Origin of the sequence: Chryseobacterium sp. MEBOG06 (assembly GCF_021869765.1) — a bacterium.
In the GTDB taxonomy this organism is placed as follows: domain Bacteria; phylum Bacteroidota; class Bacteroidia; order Flavobacteriales; family Weeksellaceae; genus Chryseobacterium.
In genome coordinates this window covers 33,159-53,501 of the sequence record NZ_CP084580.1, presented here as the reverse complement: position 1 = coordinate 53,501, position 20,343 = coordinate 33,159, and the positions used below count along the sequence as shown (strand labels likewise).

General features: G+C 36.4%; 22 protein-coding genes. 7 read left to right on the top strand and 15 right to left on the bottom strand.

The window, feature by feature from the left end; all coding sequences use genetic code 11:
• Positions 1-25: 25 nt before the first annotated feature.
• Together LF887_RS00225 and LF887_RS00220 are read right to left on the bottom strand one after the other, a co-directional pair.
• A complete protein-coding gene (locus LF887_RS00225) occupies positions 26-934 on the bottom strand; it encodes a DUF3078 domain-containing protein (RefSeq protein WP_236856835.1) in 909 nt (302 codons plus the stop codon).
• A 225-nt stretch (positions 935-1,159) separates the two neighbouring features.
• Positions 1,160-2,086, bottom strand: a complete 927-nt coding sequence (locus LF887_RS00220; RefSeq protein ID WP_236856834.1) for a DUF3078 domain-containing protein — start codon at positions 2,084-2,086, stop codon at positions 1,160-1,162.
• Between the two features lie 249 nt (positions 2,087-2,335).
• Here LF887_RS00220 and LF887_RS00215 point away from each other — a divergent pair, with 249 nt between their 5' ends.
• The 4 genes from LF887_RS00215 (at position 2,336) to LF887_RS00200 (ending at position 6,297) form a co-directional block, all read left to right on the top strand.
• Entirely contained in the window at positions 2,336-3,103 is a 768-nt protein-coding gene (locus LF887_RS00215; RefSeq protein WP_236856833.1) for a rhomboid family intramembrane serine protease, read from the top strand.
• Between the two features lie 34 nt (positions 3,104-3,137).
• The gene (gene dprA, locus LF887_RS00210; protein ID WP_236856832.1) at positions 3,138-4,247 is read left to right on the top strand and encodes a DNA-processing protein DprA; all 1,110 of its coding nucleotides are present in this window, start codon (positions 3,138-3,140) and stop codon (positions 4,245-4,247) included.
• Between the two features lie 190 nt (positions 4,248-4,437).
• Entirely contained in the window at positions 4,438-5,796 is a 1,359-nt protein-coding gene (gene gdhA / locus LF887_RS00205; protein WP_236856831.1) for an NADP-specific glutamate dehydrogenase, read from the top strand.
• A 132-nt stretch (positions 5,797-5,928) separates the two neighbouring features.
• A complete protein-coding gene (locus LF887_RS00200; protein WP_236856830.1) occupies positions 5,929-6,297 on the top strand; it encodes an iron chaperone in 369 nt (122 codons plus the stop codon).
• Positions 6,298-6,341: 44 nt separating this feature from the next.
• On the opposite strand, the gene LF887_RS00195 is transcribed toward LF887_RS00200, so the two are convergent.
• The 3 genes from LF887_RS00195 to LF887_RS00185 form a co-directional block, all read right to left on the bottom strand.
• A complete protein-coding gene (locus tag LF887_RS00195; protein WP_236856829.1) occupies positions 6,342-6,620 on the bottom strand; it encodes a hypothetical protein in 279 nt (92 codons plus the stop codon).
• Positions 6,621-6,815: 195 nt separating this feature from the next.
• The gene (locus LF887_RS00190) at positions 6,816-7,304 is read right to left on the bottom strand and encodes a YkgJ family cysteine cluster protein (protein WP_236856828.1); all 489 of its coding nucleotides are present in this window, start codon (positions 7,302-7,304) and stop codon (positions 6,816-6,818) included.
• Complete coding sequence (locus tag LF887_RS00185) at positions 7,305-8,276, bottom strand: ion channel (RefSeq protein WP_236856827.1); 972 nt, start codon at positions 8,274-8,276, stop codon at positions 7,305-7,307.
• Between the two features lie 163 nt (positions 8,277-8,439).
• On the opposite strand from LF887_RS00185, the gene LF887_RS00180 reads away from it, so the two are divergent.
• Entirely contained in the window at positions 8,440-8,820 is a 381-nt protein-coding gene (locus LF887_RS00180) for a group III truncated hemoglobin (RefSeq protein ID WP_236856826.1), read from the top strand.
• Positions 8,821-8,869: 49 nt separating this feature from the next.
• On the opposite strand, the gene LF887_RS00175 is transcribed toward LF887_RS00180, so the two are convergent.
• The 9 genes from LF887_RS00175 to hflX form a co-directional block, all read right to left on the bottom strand.
• Complete coding sequence (locus LF887_RS00175) at positions 8,870-9,940, bottom strand: calcium:proton antiporter (protein WP_236856825.1); 1,071 nt, start codon at positions 9,938-9,940, stop codon at positions 8,870-8,872.
• A 66-nt stretch (positions 9,941-10,006) separates the two neighbouring features.
• A complete protein-coding gene (locus LF887_RS00170) occupies positions 10,007-10,345 on the bottom strand; it encodes a DUF6122 family protein (RefSeq protein ID WP_236856824.1) in 339 nt (112 codons plus the stop codon).
• A gap of 34 nt (positions 10,346-10,379) precedes the next feature.
• Positions 10,380-11,621 carry a hypothetical protein gene (locus tag LF887_RS00165; protein WP_236856823.1) on the bottom strand — a complete coding sequence of 414 codons (1,242 nt, stop codon included), beginning with the start codon at positions 11,619-11,621 and terminating at the stop codon, positions 10,380-10,382.
• A complete protein-coding gene (locus tag LF887_RS00160) occupies positions 11,622-13,637 on the bottom strand; it encodes a hypothetical protein (RefSeq protein WP_236856822.1) in 2,016 nt (671 codons plus the stop codon). It abuts the gene before it with no gap.
• Between the two features lie 18 nt (positions 13,638-13,655).
• Complete coding sequence (locus LF887_RS00155) at positions 13,656-14,324, bottom strand: hypothetical protein (protein WP_236856821.1); 669 nt, start codon at positions 14,322-14,324, stop codon at positions 13,656-13,658.
• Between the two features lie 135 nt (positions 14,325-14,459).
• Positions 14,460-15,179, bottom strand: a complete 720-nt coding sequence (locus tag LF887_RS00150; protein ID WP_236856820.1) for a DNA alkylation repair protein — start codon at positions 15,177-15,179, stop codon at positions 14,460-14,462.
• 24 nt (positions 15,180-15,203) lie between these two features.
• Positions 15,204-16,490 carry a cation:proton antiporter gene (locus tag LF887_RS00145; RefSeq protein WP_236856819.1) on the bottom strand — a complete coding sequence of 429 codons (1,287 nt, stop codon included), beginning with the start codon at positions 16,488-16,490 and terminating at the stop codon, positions 15,204-15,206.
• Positions 16,491-16,518: 28 nt separating this feature from the next.
• Positions 16,519-17,145, bottom strand: a complete 627-nt coding sequence (locus LF887_RS00140; protein WP_236856818.1) for a DUF4919 domain-containing protein — start codon at positions 17,143-17,145, stop codon at positions 16,519-16,521.
• Positions 17,145-18,368 carry a GTPase HflX gene (gene hflX, locus LF887_RS00135; RefSeq protein ID WP_236856817.1) on the bottom strand — a complete coding sequence of 408 codons (1,224 nt, stop codon included), beginning with the start codon at positions 18,366-18,368 and terminating at the stop codon, positions 17,145-17,147. The genes LF887_RS00140 and hflX overlap by 1 nt, the downstream gene beginning before the upstream one ends.
• Positions 18,369-18,562: 194 nt before the next feature.
• On the opposite strand from hflX, the gene LF887_RS00130 reads away from it, so the two are divergent.
• Positions 18,563-19,270 carry a LytR/AlgR family response regulator transcription factor gene (locus tag LF887_RS00130; RefSeq protein ID WP_236856816.1) on the top strand — a complete coding sequence of 236 codons (708 nt, stop codon included), beginning with the start codon at positions 18,563-18,565 and terminating at the stop codon, positions 19,268-19,270.
• 158 nt (positions 19,271-19,428) lie between these two features.
• Positions 19,429-19,617: a hypothetical protein gene (locus LF887_RS00125; RefSeq protein WP_236856815.1), complete on the top strand. Its 189-nt coding sequence runs from the start codon at positions 19,429-19,431 to the stop codon at positions 19,615-19,617.
• Positions 19,618-19,822: 205 nt separating this feature from the next.
• On the opposite strand, the gene LF887_RS00120 is transcribed toward LF887_RS00125, so the two are convergent.
• On the bottom strand, positions 19,823-20,257 hold the full coding sequence (locus LF887_RS00120; protein ID WP_236856814.1) for an META domain-containing protein: 435 nt from the start codon (positions 20,255-20,257) through the stop codon (positions 19,823-19,825).
• Positions 20,258-20,343 lie beyond the last annotated feature (86 nt).

Below are 20,343 nucleotides of genomic sequence, written 5' to 3'. Positions count from 1 at the left end.
GCTTTTTATTATGTTTTTTTCCGGCTTATTTCTTTAACCAGTTTTGATTGTCTTTGTTCTCAGAACGTTTCTTTCCATTGTCAATATTATAGGCAAAGCCGACTCCCAATGTCTGTTTCAGCTGAGTTTTCCAAATCTGATTATGGTCATAGAGTAGGTCCAGTGTAATATTGGAAGAAATATACTTATTGATTTTCATATTTAAGATAGCACCGTAGGCAAGAACCAATCTATCCGGATGATCCAGATAATTTGAAAATACAGACGCTGTATTGGTCAGGTTAATATTTTCCATGATTTTGATCTTATACATAGCCGTTCCCAGAAAACCGAACTGGAAAAGAGAAGAATCACCATCATTTTTAAGACCATAGGTTCCCGCTGTCTGAAGATCCTTATCCAGAACAAAAGTCCACCTTGCGTTAGCCGGACGTAAAGTCACTGTCAAATTATCATTAGGTCGGTAAGTAACACCAGCACCTACATTTAGATATCCCGGAGCAAAGAAATTGGAGATCTTTTTTGCATCAGGATTATTACCATCCTCATATCCTGGCGCAAACTGAGTCTGAAGACCCATTCCAGCTGAGATATACCAATTTTTAGCAAATTCTCTACCATAGTTGGTCGAAAGATTGATAACATCCTGGGTTTTTCTTACACCAGTACCCTGGGTATTATTTTGCCCATAGCCCATAATAATAATATTTTCCCAAAGATCTTTACCTCTTTCATAAGTAAGGTTGTAATTGACACCGGCAAGCCATCCTACGTTGTTGGCTCCCCCTCCTACCCAATTTGAAAAGGCAGCCTGGTTAAGCATTAATGTATTTTGTCCCTGAATAGACCATGCTTTTATGGTATCTGTTTTAGTTTCCTGTGCAGTGGCTAACGCCCCCAAGAGAACAGGAGCGATTAATAAAAGTTTTTTCATATTTAACGATTTATTACAAATGTATAAATAATAATTCACCCTCAAATAAAATTCACCATAAATTGAATTTAACACATATAAAATAAACCTGATAACACAATGACATTAAAATACTTATACATTTATACAAACACCAACAACGTAATCCAACTAAAAAAAACACTCCATTAAAACAAAAAAGCACTCCATTTCGGAAGTGCTTCTATTTTAAATTCTATATCTGATTTATTTCTTAATCCACCATTGGCTGTCTTTACGTTCAGAACGTTTTACACCATTCGCCAATGTATAGGCAAAACCAACTCCCAGCGTTTGTTTTAACTGAGTTTTTTCAATCTGGTTATGATCATACAATAAATCAAGTGTTATATTGGATGAAATATATTTATTGACTTTAAGGTTTAAGATAGCACCGTAGGCAAGAACCAATCTATCCGGATGATCCAGATAATTTGAAAAGACAGATGCGGTATTCATCAGGTAAATATCCTGCATAATTTTCAATTTATAAGCTGCTGTTCCCAGAAAACCGAACTGCAGTAAAGAGGTATCGCCATCACTTTTCAGACCATAGCTACCTGCCAGCTGAAGGCTTTTATCCAGCACAAAGGTCCATCTCGCGTTGGTAGGACGTAAGGTAACAGTAAGATCATCATTTGGTCTGTAGGTAATACCCATACCGACGTTCAGATAACCCGGAGCCATAAAACTTGAGATTTTCTTTGCTTCAGGATTGTTCCCATCCTCATATCCCGGAGCGAACTGAGACTGAAAGCCAACCCCTGTAGAGAAATACCAGCTCTTCAAAAATTTCCGCCCGTAGTTGGTTGATACATTGATTACATCCTGGGTTTTTCTTATTCCCTGTCCTTTGGTATCGTTCTGTCCGTAGCCCATCACAATAATATTCTCCCAGAGGTCTTTGTCTTTTTCATATGTCAGGTTGTAATTGATACCGGCAAGCCATCCTACGTTGTTGGCTCCTCCTCCTACCCAATTCGAAAAGGCTGCCTGATTGATCATTAAGGTGTTTTTCCCCAGTACCGACCAATATTTTATGGTGTCTACTACTACGGAATCTTTTTTTAATTCTTGTTGGGCACTTACATACATCCCCGTAAAAAAGGAAAGAATCAATAAAAACTTCTTCATTACTCTAAATAATTTTCAATGCAAAAATATTAATATAATTTTTTTTAAAGGTAAATTTACCTTTAAAGACTATATTTTTCTCTGATTTTAAGTACTAAATAATATGATATCATAATAAAATCAGTGCCAAAATAATAAGTTTAAACGTTAAAATTGATACTTTTTGTCTTAAAATCAGTTCAGTAGGGAAAATTCATCGACAAATTTTCCGAAATTTATCATTGGCTTTTGATTTGACGTAGAACCTTCATGTTTAAAAATGTAATTTCCAAAAGAGCGATTATATACCCCCTGCTGATGCTTTCTGCAATGTGGCTCGGGTATTTTTTACAAACTCTGGGCTTTTTTGCAAGTTGCTTTGGAGCCATTATTCCTCTGCTCCCAGAAGGGTTGCTTGGTATTATAACATCTCCCCTTTTACACGGAAATATTGATCATATTATAGGTAACTCCATTCCAATTGCTGCTCTCATGTTTCTGCTTTATCAATTCTACCCTGTGGTGGCCAATAAGGTTTTTATTATTGGCTGGCTGGCTACCGGACTTTTGGTTTGGCTACTTCCTCCTGTTGATATCCTTACCGGTGAATATATGTATACCTGTACCATTGGTGCGAGTGGTGTAGTATATGTTCTTGCTTTTTTCCTTTTCTTCAGTGGGGTATTCAAATGGAACACAAAACTTCTTACCATATCCATGTTAGTTGTTCTCTATTATGGAAGTTTGATTTGGGGAATGCTTCCTGAGGAGCTATTTTATAATATGGAAGAGCCAAGTAAAATTTCATGGCAGGCACACCTCTCTGGAGCTGTAGTAGGCAGTATTATAGCTTTTGCGTTTAAAAATGTTGGAGAGAAAAAGAAAAAATATATTTGGGAATTCCCTAATTATTATAGTGAAAAAGACGATAAACTGTGGCAGGAATATAAAGAAAATCACCCTGAAGATTTCTTAGAACTTCCTTACAAAAAAAGAGATGATATCTGGGATCATTTGGATGAATTAAGGAAAAAGTAAAGACTTATTTCATTACATTTGAAAAAAAACACACATGATCTCCGAAGAATACCTATACGCAATAGCTCTCCGCGAGTGCAGCCAGATTGGTGACATCAATTTCCATAAACTTGTCCGTACTTTTGGAAGTGCCCAGGAAGCATGGAAGAGTGCAAAGAAAGAATATAAAAAACTGGAGGGAATGGGCCCCAAAACCGTTTCAGATATCGGAAATCAGGATTATTTGAAATTCGCAGAAGAAGAACTGAAATTTTGCGAAAAGAATAATATCATTGTCAGATTGAGATATCTGAACGAAATCCCACAACTTCTTAAAGAATGCGCCGACGCTCCGGCCGTACTCTACCAAAAAGGACATCTTGATGATTCACTGCAAAAAGTAAGCATTGTGGGTACGAGAAATATGACGGTGTATGGTAAAAAGTTTATTGAAGACTTTTTTGAAACCTCCCAGTCTTATCACTATATATCGGTAAGCGGTCTGGCACTCGGAATAGACAAAGAAGTCCATGAGCAGTCCATCCGAAATGGAAAACCTACAATAGCCGTTCTTGCTCATGGTTTTCAGTTTTTATATCCGGCAAAAAACAGAAACCTTTCAGAAAAGATTCTTCAGGAAGGAGGGGCATTACTTACGGAGTTCAGCTCTTCCAGAAAACCTGATCGGGAAAATTTTATTCAGCGAAACAGAATTGTGGCGGGAATCTCTCCTGCAACTATAGTAGTGGAAACCGGTTTTGGTGGCGGATCTGTAAGTACGGCAGCCTTTGCCAATGACTATAATCGGGATGTTTTTGCTCTTCCCGGGAAAATTACTGATCCTTACAGCCAAGGTTGTAATCAGTTGATTTTCCATAATAAAGCAACCGCTATTTCAACCATAAAAGATCTTCTCAGCACCCTTGGCTTTAACAAAGATCAGGGAAAAATAGAAGAGCTTTTCCCACATAGTGAAACTATAATACAATTAACTGAAAATCAAAATATAATATATCAGTTTATAAAAGAAAATCCACGGATTTCTCTGGACGATCTTGCCCACACAATTTCAATTCCTTCCCACAAAATATTACCGATTATTTTAGAATTAGAACTTTTCGGGAAAGTAAAATCATTTTCCGGGAGGCAATTTATTGCAATTTAAGAATTAATGATTTCTTAATATTGCATTATTTCACAGATAACATTTCATTTTTAACAAAATTTGCACACTAATTATCAATTTAATAATATTATGACACATTTTTATTTAATTTTCAACAATGTTAAAATAGAGTATTGTGAATCTTGAAAAAAAAATTAAATTTGTTGACAATAATATTCAACCTTAATATATGGAACAATATAATATTGACCAGAAAATCCAAGAGTTTATTGCAAAAATTGAAGCAAAAAATCCTAACGAACCGGAGTTCTTACAGGCTGTAAAAGAAGTTGCCGTAACTGTAATTCCATTCATTGCTACCAAAAAAGAATATACCGGAATGAAGCTGCTTGAAAGAATGGCTGAAGCTGAAAGAATTATTATTTTCAGAGTTCCATGGGTTGATGATAAAGGAGAGATTCAGGTTAACAGAGGGTTTAGAATTCAAATGAACTCTGCTATTGGTCCTTACAAAGGAGGAATCCGCTTCCATCCTACTGTAAACTTATCTGTTCTTAAGTTCCTAGCTTTCGAGCAGGTATTCAAAAACTCTTTAACAACGCTTCCAATGGGAGGAGGTAAAGGAGGTTCAGATTTTGATCCACAAGGAAAATCTGATATGGAAGTAATGCGTTTCTGCCAGGCTTTCATGACAGAACTATGCAAGCATATTGGTCCTGAAACGGATGTACCTGCAGGAGATATTGGTGTAGGAGCAAGAGAGATCGGATACCTTTTTGGACAATATAAGAAAATCAGAAACGAATTTACCGGAGTTCTTACAGGAAAAGGACTTGCTTACGGAGGTTCATTGATCCGTCCTGAAGCTACAGGATACGGTGTTGTATATTTCGCTGAGCAGATGCTTAAAACGATTGGTGAGAACTTCCAAGGAAAAACAGTAACAGTATCAGGCTTCGGAAACGTGGCTTGGGGAGTTATCAAAAAAGCAACTGAGCTTGGAGCAAAAGTTGTAACCCTTTCTGGTCCTGATGGATACATCTATGACAAAGATGGTATAAGCGGAGAAAAGATTGATTATTTATTAGAACTTAGAGCCTCAGGAAACAACAGAGCTGAGGACTATGCTAAAAAATATCCATCTGCTGAATTCCATGCAGGAAAACGTCCTTGGGAAGTGAAGTGTGATGTAGCATTCCCATCTGCGACGCAGAACGAATTAGATTTAGATGATGCAAGAAAATTAGTTGAAAACGGATGTATGTGTGTAACTGAAGCTGCAAATATGCCTTCTACACTAGATGCAATCAACTATTTCTTAGACAATAAAGTATTATTCTCTCCTGGTAAAGCTTCCAATGCTGGAGGTGTTGCAACATCAGGATTAGAGATGACTCAAAACTCTATCCGTCTTAACTGGACTTCTGAAGAGGTAGACGCAAGATTAAAGGAAATCATGATTGGTATCCATAAAGCTTGTAGAGACTACGGAAAAGACGAAGACGGTTATGTAAACTACGTAAAGGGCGCAAATATTGCCGGCTTCGTAAAAGTAGCAGAAGCAATGCTGGCTCAAGGAGTTGTGTAACAAAAAATAACAAAGGTTGGGAAAAACTCCCGACCTTTTTTCATACAGCCTGTTCCCGGGATAATGGGAAAAAAGTAAAAAGTGAAAGGAGAAAGTGCTGCATATTGCAGCACTTTTTTTATTTTTATGAGTATGAAAAATACTTTTTCCAATATTAATGAGTATATCCTTCTGTTTCCAATAGAGGTACAGAAAAAACTTACTGAATTGCGCGAATTCATTCATTCTATACATCCGCAACTGGAAGAATATATTGGATATCAGATGCCTGCTTTTAGATATACAGGAAAACCTTTGATTTATTTTGCAGGATACAAAAAACATATCGGCTTTTATCCCGGAGCGGAAGGAATCAAGAATTTTGAAAAAAATTTTGAAGAAAGAAAATACAAATACTCTAAAGGTGCAGTACAGTTTCCAATGGACGAGGACTTTCCTTTAGATCTGGTTGATGAAATTGTACAATTCAGGATAAAAGAAATTGACCAAAAAAAATCCTGAAATACAAGATTTCAGGACTCCGACTAGCGTCTATTACGGTACTATCACTTTTTCTTTTTAGATTTCTTTTCTTCTTTTGCAGCATCAGCAGGCTTTGCAGCTTCTATTGTGGCAGCCGGACTTGCTGCCGTATCTACTGTAGTTGTATTTCTCTGCGGTTTGTTGGGATCCGAAGTATTGTTTGTCTTCGAAACCGGTTGCCGTGTTTGGTTTGTCGATGGATTATTTGCAGGGTTTTCTGCTGGTTTCGTTTGTTCTGTCTGTGCTGACACCGCGACTATTCCTGCTAATGTAAACGCTGCCGTTAAAAATAACTTTTTCATGATGTAATATTTTAAATGATTGTTTAACTAAAACGAGAGGTCATTTAAAAAATTATGCATAACTATTCTATTTAACGAACTTTATAAATATTTAAGAGGATTTTACAAAAAATAATTTAGACAGAAAAAAATCAAATAAAAGAAAAAGTCTTTCTTATCTATAAAATCTGGCTTTTAAAATAGCCTGAAAGAGATCTATTTCCCTACATTCTTCATCATTCGTTCTACAAATTCAAAAGCTGCAGGACAGATCACTGTATTTTTAAGCATCAAATTATTAATCTGATAGATCTTCTTACGATCAGTATGAGGATATTCTCTACAGGCTTTGGGCCTTACTTCATAGATAGAGCAGGTATTATCGGTATTCAGGAAAAAGCAAGGCAAATTTTGGAGTACTTTATCATTATCTTCATCTACTCTTAAAAATTTGGCTTCAAAATCAGCCTGCTTCATTCGAAGATGTTTAGCAATTCGTTCAATATCTTTCTCAGTATAGAGCGGACCTGTTGTCTTACAGCAGTTAGCACATTGTAAACAGTCTATTTTTTCAAAAACTTCTTCATGGGTTTCCTGCACTGCATAATCAAGATTCTTTGGTGGTTTCTTTTTCAGTCCGTCCAGAAATTTTTTATGATCTTTTTGTTTTTGTAAAGCCTGTTTTTTATAAAAATCTAAATTCATTTATTCATTATTTCTCACCCAAGGCGGTAACTCTTCTTTTTGATAGTCATTAATTTTATCCAGATCCAAAACGGTGGTTAGATTATCTTTATTGGGGTAGTACATCGGAACAAACCTGGCCCCGTAAATAATTTCTCCCGTCACATAAGACGACCTCTGAACAACGGTATTTGAAAAGACTTCGTCAAATGCGCGAACCTGAACAATGAGCTCAATATCCGTATTTTTAAAATCATCCTCAGAAAACCCGTAAAATGGTGAATTTTCATCAATTTTATGAACAACAGTCCAATTAAGTGCCAAGGTATTAATCTTACCCAGATGGGTTTCCAGTCTGTAGAAGTTACTTTTGGCAGCACCATTTTCTATCACTTCAATGGCTGCTGAGAGAATAACATCAGCATCAGTAAGCGCATTATTTTTATAAGGCGCCAGCCTAAACATCAATGCTGAAGCCCCATGAAAAGGCGCAATAACTGCTATATCAGAAAACCTCAGATAAGCTCTCGGTCTCGAAAATCTCCCGTAAAAAAGACCGGTAGCAATTGCAAAGGTAAGCAATCCTAAAAAAGCTTCAAAAGTAGCAACCAGGCTTGCCAAAAATCCTACCGGAGCAATTCTCCCATATCCAACAGTGGTAAACGTCTGGGAACTGAAGAAAAACACATCAATAAACTCATTAAGCGGATCACTTTTATCAATTCCCGTCAAATGCCCTACTCCAATAAGATAATAGATCAGAGCAAAAAGAATATTGATCAGAATGTAGGCAATTACCAGATAGGAAATAAACTGAAATGAAGATAGATTCAGCATAGTATGATACCAGCTGAGCCTGTTGAAGACATTCACTCCTCTTCGCTGAACATTCGGAAGGCCGTCTTTATTGATGAATCTTCCGGATGCACTGCTTCCGAATCCGCTGTTTTCAGAATTTATCTGACGGATTTTTTTTCTGAATCCTCGTGTCATAATGATCTCATTTGTTTGTGAACAGTTTAGCCTACGATAGCAAATTCTCTCTTCCGTGGATTTGCTTTTTTCTGTTTCCTTTGCAAAGATAAAATATTGTTTTCATGAATTTTATCAATTGAATCATTTGATTTTTAATTTGAATTTGAAGTACATTTGAAGTATGAAAAAACTCGAATCAAGAGAAGACATTGAGTACCTTGTCAACTCATTTTATGCAAAAGTTGTAAAGGATGAGACTATTGGATTCTTTTTTAATGATATTGCTAAAGTAGATTGGGACAAACATCTTCCTAAAATGTATTCTTTCTGGGAATCTATTCTTTTTGGACAAATGACTTATAAAGGAAATCCTATGGGAGTACATTTTCCCATCAATGAAATAGAAGCAATGGAACAGAAACACTTCGATAAGTGGCTGGAACTCTGGAGAACCGCTATTGAAGAAAATTTTGCAGGAGAAAATGCAGATATGGCTATTTACAAATCTGAGAATATTGCAAAATTAATGGCTTTCAAAATGGAACTGGCCAGAAGACTTTAACATCTACCCTATTCATGTTTATTTTTTTGATCTCGTCTTTTTACGTTTCTTAAGGAACGATGACAGTGAAAATATAGGCTGCTAAATTCACCAGAAGAACGGTTCCGTAAAGGACATTTGTTTTTCCTCTGCTCAGTGACAGCATTACAATAAATACGGACAGAGAAAGAAGAATCACATCTTTTTTATCTAATCCCAGCACCAATGGGATATCATACAAAATACATACAGCTGAAACCGCAGGGATTGTAAGCCCGATACTTGCCAGCGCTGAACCTAATGCGAGGTTTAAGCTGGATTGGATCTGATTGCTTCTTGCAGCCCGTATAGCAGCCACTCCTTCCGGAAGAAGAACAACAGCCGCAATGATTACTCCCACCAGGGATTTGGGAGCTCCCACGCTCTGCACCATCCCTTCAATTGTATTGGACAGTCCTTTTGCCATAAGAACTACTATTACCAGGCAGATTACCAGAAAGCCAAAACTGATAAGGGTTTTAGTGAGTGATGGAATATAATGTTCTTCCGGATGCTCATCCGGAACGATGAAATAACTTCTGTGACGTACCGTCTGCACCATCAGAAAAATCCCATAGATGACAAGACATGCAATTGATATAAAGATAAGCTGCGCTTCGTTATAAAAAGGGCCGTTAACGCTTGATGTGAAATTGGGAAGAACAAGGGTAAGTACCAGAATAGAAACAATACTTACAAGATAAGTGGTAGCGGAAGTTCTAGCAAAAAACTGCTCGTGATATTTAACACCACCCACTAGAATACAGATTCCCAAAATCCCGTTGAGAATAAGCATTACAGCAGCAAAAACCGTGTCTCTGGCCAGCGTGATCGCCTGATCTCCGCCGGCAACCATCAGTGAGATGATTAACGCGACTTCTATGATTGTAATACAAAGAGCCAGGATAATAGTTCCGAAAGGCTCCCCTACTTTATGAGCCACCACTTCTGCATGATGCACTGCCGATAAAACGCTTCCAATGAGTAAAATACCAGCGATGATATCGTAAATAACCCCTGCTCCCATCAACCCTGAAAAGTAGTATCCTACCGCAAGGAGAGGAAAAATATAAGTATAGTGTAAAAATTCTTTTGGCTTCATATAGTGACTACAAAATACAAAAAATCTATAATATTTTCATTATCAAAAGAAAATATTAATGTTATTTTAATGAGGCCAGAAGTTAAAGTCCTGAAAATCCGTCAACATATGAAAAAGGAGCCCAATTCCTATAATTCTGATATTACCCTTAAAGAACAGCATTAAAAAGTACACCGCAATAGCATAATAAGAATGCAGAAAATGAAAACCAACACTCCCTCTCGACGGATCAAAAATAGGATTGGCAAAAAGATGGTCCAGATCTACAAGCATTGTTGCCAATAGAATAAGATACACTTTCTTCCAATTTTGAGGATAGAAAATAAGTGCAATAAAGACCGGAAAAACAAAATGCAAAAAATAGTGCGTGATTGTTTTAAGCAGCATAACTTCTGACGGAGCCATTAATACGTATTCATTTTTAAGGATTAAATAATTTTTACCATCTTAAAAGCAAGGGCAGCTCCCCTTTTTTCGCTTTTATTATCAACGAGTGATCCCTTGTTTTATTTCTATACAAGAGATAATCAATGTCTGAAAGAATTCTTTTTTCTTCTCCGCTTAGCATTTTCAGTGAAGAAAGCAATAAAGCACTGTTTCTGATAAAAATATAATTTTCTTTGGTTTCAGATGACAGAGATATTGATTTTTTCGTAGACTGTATAACAGCGCCCACCTCATTTTTGATGACAGTATTGGGTTGAAAAGGAATAGCTGTAAACTCATTCTTTTCATTCACCCATTTTTTAGCCTGAAAATATTCCCATGTTTTTTCAGGAGCCAGACTCTGAAGAGCAATGGTATAATCAGGCTGAATAATCTTTTGAACCGATTTTTTTTCAATTTCATTAAAGTTATCATCATACCCATAGCTGATAATGGTATCATTGACCTGTTCAAGATCTACACGTGCCTTAACGTAATTGATATGCGAAGAATCTGCATTACCTTTATTGAAAAACCGGGTGTATTTTTTTATATTATCCGCATCCAGCTCCATTTCCAGAAAATGGGTTCCGTTTTGAAACCTTGAAACAAAAGCGTTTGAAATCTCAGGTTTTGAATTGTTCTTGATTTTAATTTCATCGTCTTTGAGCTCAATAGAAAAATTCTGAAATTTTTGTCCTGAAATAAAAGAAACACTTCCTAAAGTCCCATCAATAAAAAGTTCTGCATCCCTGTCATATTTTCCGGGAGCTACAAAAAGCTGCTGACCTATTGATTCAAAAGCTTTATCTGAAGTCCCCACAATAAAGTGTCCTTTTTCAACTCTGAGATAAATCTGATCTTTCTGAAAATGACCTTTCCCTTTATCGGTAAATTGACGGGATTTCAAAAATGTGATAAACTTCTGCTGGTCTTTCAGCTCCATAATGGCATACCACTCTGAAAATCCGGAATCTTTAATATGGAATATCTGCAAAAAATCCGGAATTCTGATTCCTGAATCTTTGAGAGAAGCTGAATGTTTATCATTGGTCTTACCTCCCGACCAATGAGAAGGATGCGTCACCAAACTGAATATATATTGCCTCGTTAATTTTTTTACATCAACCAAAACTACCACATCTGCGCTTTCAGGTATATACCGCAGGTTTTTATCTTTATGGAAAAACACAAAGTATATGGCAGCAGCAACGAATGACAGAATTAACGGGGCAATAATTTTCTTTTTGCTCATTTATAATATCTGAGGTTTCTTTTCTGACTCTTTGTTTTTAAAAATCTCGTTAAACAGATCGAAGAAATACATCAGGCTATTTTCAGAGGAACCTTTGATATTATAATTCATTTCAGTCTGAATGCTTTCCCCTTTTACCTCTGTCTTATAATACATTTCTCCTATGTTTTTTCTTAGAAAATCAAAAGTCTTTCTCTGTGAAGGGCTCTTGAATTCCTTATCCAGACCAGCCAGAAGCTTCTGCAGATCCAACCTTCCGGACAAAGGATATTTGGAAGAGTCTTTTGCCCATTTTTTTGATGCATCAGACTGAGCGGCAGGCAGAATATTTTCCGTAGAGCTCATCAGATAAACGATGCCGTCTTTTACTGTAAAGAATAACTGATCAAGATATCCGCCCGATTTCTCGTCCTTGAATACATAAAAATCTCCTTTTTTCGAGAATTTCTTAGCTAGTTTTTTATTTGTAGTCAACAGGTTAAAGATCCGTTTCCAGTACCCTTCATTCTCCGTTGCAAAAGCAAAAGTAAAGTTCGGAACTGCAATATCTTTCGTTTTCTTTACCTCTTTTTCGTTGAAGTCAGCATCATATTCATAATCTGTGTAGTCTACTTTCTTGGATTTCAATTCGTTTAATACAAAAATACCGTTGCCCGGAGCTATTTTAGCGATGGCTTCTTCATCCAGAACGATTTTCATGATTTCCATGATCAGCCCCATCTCTTTTTTATATTCACTTTCTCCTGAATCCTGAAGAAGGCTGTACATCAGGTCAAAAGATTTTCCTCCATTGACATTAACAGCATAGTACCCAATGCTTTTGTCATTGATAAGCTCCAGCAGTTTTTTATTTTTCTTTCCTTTATAAATAGAAGATATATTTTTCTGAATTTCAGCATTTTTGTGCTGATAATTATTCACAAGTCTTACTTTATCTTTATCAAAATACAGATTGTAAGCAGTGCTTGAATTGTACATATTCTGAAAGATCTGTCCAAAGTCATAGCGCTTCATCATTTTGCCATAGATTCCATCGTTAACTATTCTTCCATAGTCTGTATAAATAAAAACATCAGAATCAGCATCTCTGAAGGTCTGCATTTCTTTAGAAGCCTCAATATTCAGATTTGAATTGAAATACACATCAAAATGTGCTTCCGCCTCTTTTTTAACGATCTTGAAATTTTCCCTGCGGATAGAATCCTGCTCTTTTTGGTAGGCTTTATCAGCTTCCGCTTCATCATAGTCTGCCCCTTCTTCTTGCTGTTCAGGACTTTCCGGCTGTTCTTTTTCTTTAGGGTACTGATGATGTTTTTGCAGGTATTTGATATCCTTCTGGATTCTTGCTATTTCCAGATTGTTATCTTTAATGCTTTCTTTAAGGTATTTAACATCTTCCTTCAGGCTCTTTATTTCTTCTTTATAATCAAAAGGCTTGTCCGGCTCTTCAGCATAAGTACTGTCTGAAGTATCTACAGCAACGCTATCTATTGCTACAGCAGCAGCACTGTCCACAACAACTTCTTCTTTCCACAGATCTTTATAAGGTTTCGTATAGCTTATGAAGCTAAGAACAGCACGGCTTTCGTTCCATGCAACAAAGACATCATCATCTATATCAACGTAAGAATACTTGTTTTTTTTAGAAATTTCCAATCCTTTTTTCTTGACAGAATTGATGAATTCCTGAAACTTTTCTTTGTTATCAATGATAAAATGAGTGTTATACGTCTTAATGGAGTCATTAAAGCTTGCATAGTGATACTGAACAGCATCGTATTTGATTCCTGTCTTAGAATAGTCAGTCCAGGAGAGCTTTTCTTTACTCTTTTTGCTCAGCTCGTGCAACAAAGGATTCAGTTTCTCCCAGTTTATTTTATTATTGAGCTGCTTCCCGTTGACTTCCATATAAAATACGGCATCATTGGGGATTTTCATGCTATTTTGGGCAAAAACCAGAGTAAAGCCAAAGAGTAATAAAATCGTTTTTTGTGTTTTTAATAAGATAGATTTCATGATTATAGGGGTAGAAATTTATTGAAAAAGGATTGTATTTTGTATTTGTTTTTTCTGAAGGATTACATCCAGAACATCAGCCTCCAGCTTGAGTGCTTTTTTGTTCGGGGAAAGCAGATAGGCGTTATTTGTCTGGGATTTCACTGTGTTTTCAAACTGCATAATGGAAGTATATTTGGCATCATTAAAGACTTCCCTGTCTGCTTTGCTCATCTTGTCGTAATCTGCTTTAAAGGTACTGACTTTGTTTCTGGTCAGTAATTTTTTCTCAAGGTTTTGACTGTAGACTTGCGTAGGGACCATTTTGCCTAATATATTCTGAGCTTTAAGCTTTTCTAATCCGGCATTGATATTTTCGATCTTTTTGAAATTACAGCTCAGTTTGAGGATATAATTATCAAAATCCATGGAAGTTTTTACATTGCTGATCCCCGGAGTTCCTTTGAAAATCTGAGCAGCTTCATTGATTTTATTTTCAATTTCGGATTTTTTTGGAACTTTTTTACCATTTATGGTTTCCATTTTAGAAATCGATGCCAGCCTTGTTTTACTTTTACTGGCATTGAGAATAATAGTGTACTCTCCTGTGCCGTCCGCCTTTAGATTCACCTTATCTAAAATATCGAAACAACTCGTCAGAAGCAATAAGGGAATAAAAAGCAGGAATAATTTAATAAGATTTTTCATGATTGGGCTTAAAACGACAAAATTACTCAATTCCGTCTTTAAATCCTTACAATCTTTGATTTTCTGAACATAAATAGCGGTTTTCAGGTACTTTTTGAGGATAGAAAATGATACTGCTATTGTATTTTATGTTTTTTAAATATGCCCCTTCAGATAATCCTGACGAAGATCTTCATCCAGTTTTTCAATGGCATACCGTAAACAGGTTCTCGGCATTTCCTTATAATACAGATTCAGGTAGCTGATTAATTCTGCTTCATTTTTATTCCCCATTTCTCTTAGCAGCCAGCCGTTTGCCTTATGCATAAGATCATGCGGATGCTTCAGGTTTCTTGTCACGAATTCCTTTGTAAGGTCAAATGAGCCTTTTTTCACATAATGCATAGTTCCTACAACAGCCATTCTTTTATGCCACATCTCTTCGGACTCTGAAAGTTCTCTCAGAAGATGTTCTTTCTGGTTTTCAAAAGCATATCTACCCAGAATTTTGTAGCAGCTTGAATCTACAAGATCCCAGTTATTGACATTAGGAAGGTGATTCAGATAAAATGCCACTACCTCTTCTTTTACAGTTTTATCTTTTGTTTTTTCAAACTTAGAAATCAGCATAAAAAGTGCGGTCAGCCTATGTTCATGATATTTTGAAGAAACCAGTATACTAAGCTCCTCTAAGCTTATTTTCGAATAATATTCTTTCGCTACAGACCGCTGGTCCGGAACCTTTACACCCAGAAACAAATCACCTTCACCATATTCTCCTTTTCCGGTTTTGAAGAATCTTGGAAAGAATTCGGCCTTTTCAGGAATGGATAAAACAGCTAAGGCTTCTTCTATTTCTTTGACTATACTTTTCATTGGAAACTGCTGTCAATTTTGCAATTAAACTTTTTCTTCCAGAACGCTATTTTCCTGCTCCTCCTCTTCTATTGCAATCTTTTTGGGATTGGCCACTTTAGCAATGGTAAGCCCCTGTACAATAATTGAGAATACTACTACACAATAGGTTATACTTAAAATAATTTCACTGTATTCACTTTTGGGAATAGACATTGCCAAAGCAATGGAAACCCCTCCCCGGATTCCTCCCCAGACCAATACTTTTACCGTTTGCGGACTAAAGCTCCTCCTTAGAGAGGTAAACTTGGTAGGCCCCCAAATAGAAATAAATCTTGCCAGCAGAACAACAATGATCGCCAATACACCCGGAATCATATAATGCTTCAGATCTTTAATCATCAAAAGTTCAAATCCGATGAACAGGAACAAAACGGCATTCAGAATTTCATCAATAAGTTCCCAGAATTTGATAAGATAATCCTGAGTAACGGATTTCATTTTGAAACTCCTGTTAAAGTTCCCCATAAACAATCCTGCTGCCACCATGGTCAATGGGCCTGAAATATGCATTTGTCTGGCGATAAGATAACCTCCCATCACTACGGAAAGCGTTACCAGTACAGAGATAATATAGTCATCCACTTCACGCATAAGCCTTGAAGTAACCCATCCAAGCAAAACCCCAAGCAAAAGCCCCCCACCGGCTTCTTTAAGCAAAAGCAATCCGATTGTTTCAACTCCCAGATCTACTTCCTTCCCTACCGCAAGCTGTAAGATCACAGTAAATACCACAACCGCCATACCATCATTGAAAAGGGACTCTCCGGCCACTTTCGTTTCCAGAGACTTTGATACGTTAGCCTGTTTCAGTACGCTTAAAACCGCTACCGGATCGGTAGGAGAAATTAATGCTCCAAATACAAGACAGTAGATAAAAGGAAGCTGTACACCTACATATGGTAATAAATAAAACATTCCGAACCCTACTACAAAGGTGGAAATGACAACTCCCACCGTGGAAAAAATCACTACAGGCCTGAACTGTTCCTTGAGATCATTAATGTTAATATGAATTCCTCCAGCAAAAAGCAGAAAATTAAGCATAGCGCCCATCAAAACTTCCGTAAAGTCGATACCGTTCATAAGGTTGTGAAGATGTCCGAAAGTTCTCGGAAGAACCGTTTCTCCAAACATCACAAGAAAAATAGAAACCACAATGGCAATTACCATGATCCCAATGGTACTTGGAAGTTTTAAAAATCTGTAATTAAGATAGGCGAATATAGATGCTAATACGATTAATGCTGAAAATGAATAATATAACTCCACTAAGTGTTTTTTTTAAAAGATTAATTAGTTAGTCTAAATAAAGTATTTTGATATAAGTTTGCCGGCCCTCTTTTTCCCAGATATCATACATCCCGTCTTTAGCAACTTTTGAATTTCTGGTATAATCCTGTCCTATATTCAGGATATTCAGCAGAATATATTCGTCACCCACAGAATTAACGAGATAAGCTGTTTTCTCAGATTTACCGTCTCCTGAGCTCTTTATTCCGTCTGTAAGGGAACGGAACTGATTGAGATGGTGTATGAAATTATTCCCATCTTTCATTGAATCATAGGCCCTTAGAAGGATCAGAAGGATATCCAGATTGGTAGGATCTTTATCATACAATGTTTTCCCCTGTTTGATACATTCTTCAAAGCGGCCTTGCTTAAAAGCCTCTGCCAGACTTTTGAAATCATCTCCGGTAGTTAACACCTTCCCGCTTCGAAAGTTTCTCCCATAGTACAGATATTGTGATTCTATACTGTCTAAAGACTTTGGATAGCCTTTATATTTGAAAATAAGTTTCTCGTAATTGTATGGAGAATCAGGATTTTTGAGGCTTTTCTCAATGGCTTTTAAATCAACTTTTGATTTCTGGCTGAAGCCAAAAACCGAAAACATAATGAATAAAAGGAAAAAATGATATTTCATTAATTGTTGCTTTCTTCTTCGTCGTTATCGAAATATTCGAAAAGGAAATCATTGTACGGAAATCTTGAAATATGAATCTTCATTACTTCATCATAGATCATTTTTTTCATTTCCGGAAAGTTTTCCTTCGTCAAAGCGGAGATGAAAACGGTTGGATGTTTAGATTTTGCCATCCATGTTCTTTTCCACTCATCCAAAGAAACATTTCTGCGGGTTGAAGGAGTAAGATCATCGTCGTCTTTTTTATCGTAGCTGAAATCATCAATCTTATTAAAAACCATAATCATTGGTTTCTGATGAGCATTGATTTCCATTAAAATATGATTTACAGATTCTATGTGATCTTCAAAACTTTCGTGCGAAATATCCACAACGTGAATCAAAAGATCTGCTTCACGAACTTCATCCAGAGTAGATTTGAATGACTCCACCAGCTGAGTTGGTAATTTTCTGATAAACCCTACCGTATCAGTAAGCAGAAATGGTAAATTACCAATTACTACTTTTCTTACTGTGGTATCTAGTGTTGCAAATAATTTATTTTCCGCGAAAACCTCAGATTTCGAAATAGAATTCATCAGGGTAGATTTCCCTACATTGGTATATCCTACCAGCGCTGCACGCACTACCTTTCCACGGTTATTACGTTGTGTAGCCATCTGCCTGTCAATCGTCTTCAGCTTCTCTTTCAATAAAGATATTCTGTCACGGATAATACGACGGTCAGTCTCAATTTCCGTTTCACCGGGACCTCTCATTCCGATTCCCCCTTTCTGGCGCTCCAAGTGAGTCCACATCCTGGTCAATCGAGGTAAAAGATATTGATATTGTGCCAGTTCCACCTGAGTTCTTGCATAAGAAGTCTGTGCTCTTTGGGCAAAAATGTCAAGAATAAGATTCGTTCTGTCCAAAATTTTCACCTCCATTTCCCTTTCCAGGTTTTTAAGCTGCGAAGGAGAGAGTTCATCATCGAAAATGACTGTTCCGATCCCGTTTTCTTTTACATATTCTTTTATCTCAATTGCCTTTCCGCTTCCAATAAAGGTTTTAGAATCCGGCTGAGTTAATTTTTGAGTGAAACGCTTTTCTATAGTTGCGCCTGCTGTGAAAGCTAAAAATTCCAGTTCATCCAAATACTCCGTCAATTTTTCTTCATCCTGATTTTGTGTAATAACACCTACCAGGACAGCTTTCTCATAATTATGTTCTTTCTTTTCTAACATTAAGTTCTATCTATGTTTATGATTTTTACAAGTTAATATTTTTCCGAAAAAAAACAAAATCAATTTTTATTTAATAACATATTTTAATATAAATTTAAGTTTGCATCCGCAGAATTTGGTGAAAAAGCAGTAACTTTAATTAATATTTCTCTAGTTTTTAGACATTTACGTTAAAAATTAATATCCGGACAATCATGATTACCCATATTAAATGTATGATTATTGATAATGATGAACTGGACAGGCTGGTTCTTCAGCATTATATCAGGCAGTATGAAAACATACAGATTGTCGGCTCTTTTGATTCGGCAGAAAAAGCAATTCCCTATCTCGACTCCTCTATTGATCTTCTGATCACAGAAACCCATTTAAAAGGAATGAGCGGACTGGAATTCCGCCAACTGGCTCAAAAGATTCCTGCCTGTATTTTTGTAAGTTCCCATCCGGAGCTGGCAGCCAGTGTTTTCGAGACCGATACGTTGGATTTTATTACCAAACCTTTACTATCAGAGCGTTTTCATCTTTCTATGCAGCGGCTTTTTAATTTTTTTGAAATCAAAGAAAAGTGCAAATGTTATGATGCTATGGTAGGTGAAAACTGTATCAACATCAAAGAGGGCGGCAATATTCTTCAACTTAAAATGAAAGATATCCTATACCTGGAAGCTCTAAAAGATTATACAAGAATCATAACTCTTGAAAAAAATCACTGTATTTTAAATTCTCTCGGAAATCTCCTCCAAAAGAATTTTTTTGACACTTTTGTAAGGATACACAGAAGTTATGCTGTTCCCCGCCACCTTATCCGTGGAAAAAGCTGTCATGAAATAGAACTGGCACATAAGATCAGACTTCCCATCGGCAGAGCTTACAAGGATAACCTATCGTTCTTTCACCCTTAAAACAAACTCATTGCGACCGGATTCACAAAATGCTATTGGTCTATTATTTCTGCCGTTGGTCTATTTTCTTATTATCTGATCTGGATAGGTGGTAATTTAGTCTTCCCAAAATTCCCTCTTAATTAAGTTCGTTATCAATGAATTATAAACTGTCAGCCATGGAAAAAACATTTATTTTTTATACCATTCCCCGCTCTTCTGACTTCATCCTCTATGCTCAATCAGCAAGTTCAGCAGCAGAAACAGATATATCGCGAGATATTGCCCTCATTTACTGCAGTGTAGGGAAAGCCAATAAAAGCTTCTCCAATATGGCAGGCTTCGATGAGATCAGAAAAAAACAATAAGACAGGCAGATCACAACATTATAAATTCTAGGAACACAAAGACGACATGTACCGGATTTCTCAATACTATAAATCCGGAGGAAATAAAAAACTAATACCTCTAAAAACTGATAACCAACTAAAAGCTGATAACCGAACTAGATTTTTCAAACAAAAAGAAGTCCGCGACACCGCGGACTTTTAGTATAGTATTATAATATTGTTTTTAATCCCAATCTGCTGCTACAAACTTCATTGTATTTCCTTTACCATCTGATAAGGTAAGAAAATGTCCTTCTACCAAATACGATGTCATGGTTTCAAATTTCTTCAGAAAAGAAGTTTCCAGCTTCATATCCTGACACTCCATCATTGTACTGATGCCTGAAGATATTTTTACCTTACCTCCTTTTTTAAACTCCGAAATAAAAGACATTCTGTTACATCCCATGTAAGCACTTCCCTGAATTTTACCATCAACAATACTGGATGTCAAATTGATTTCAGCTTTCTTGGCGATCAGCTGATCTTTAGAAAAGCCATCGAAAGTGATCAGCATCCACTGTCTTTGTAGGTTAGGATTTTTACCCGGTATTGTGGAACAATTCACAACCACTCCTAATAACAAAACCGTAAAAAGTGATAATAGTATTTTTTTCATGTGAATTATCATCCCATTTTCATACCAATCCGGGACAGAATCTCGTAAAAATTAGTAAATTAGCGACACAAAAATTATTTTATAAA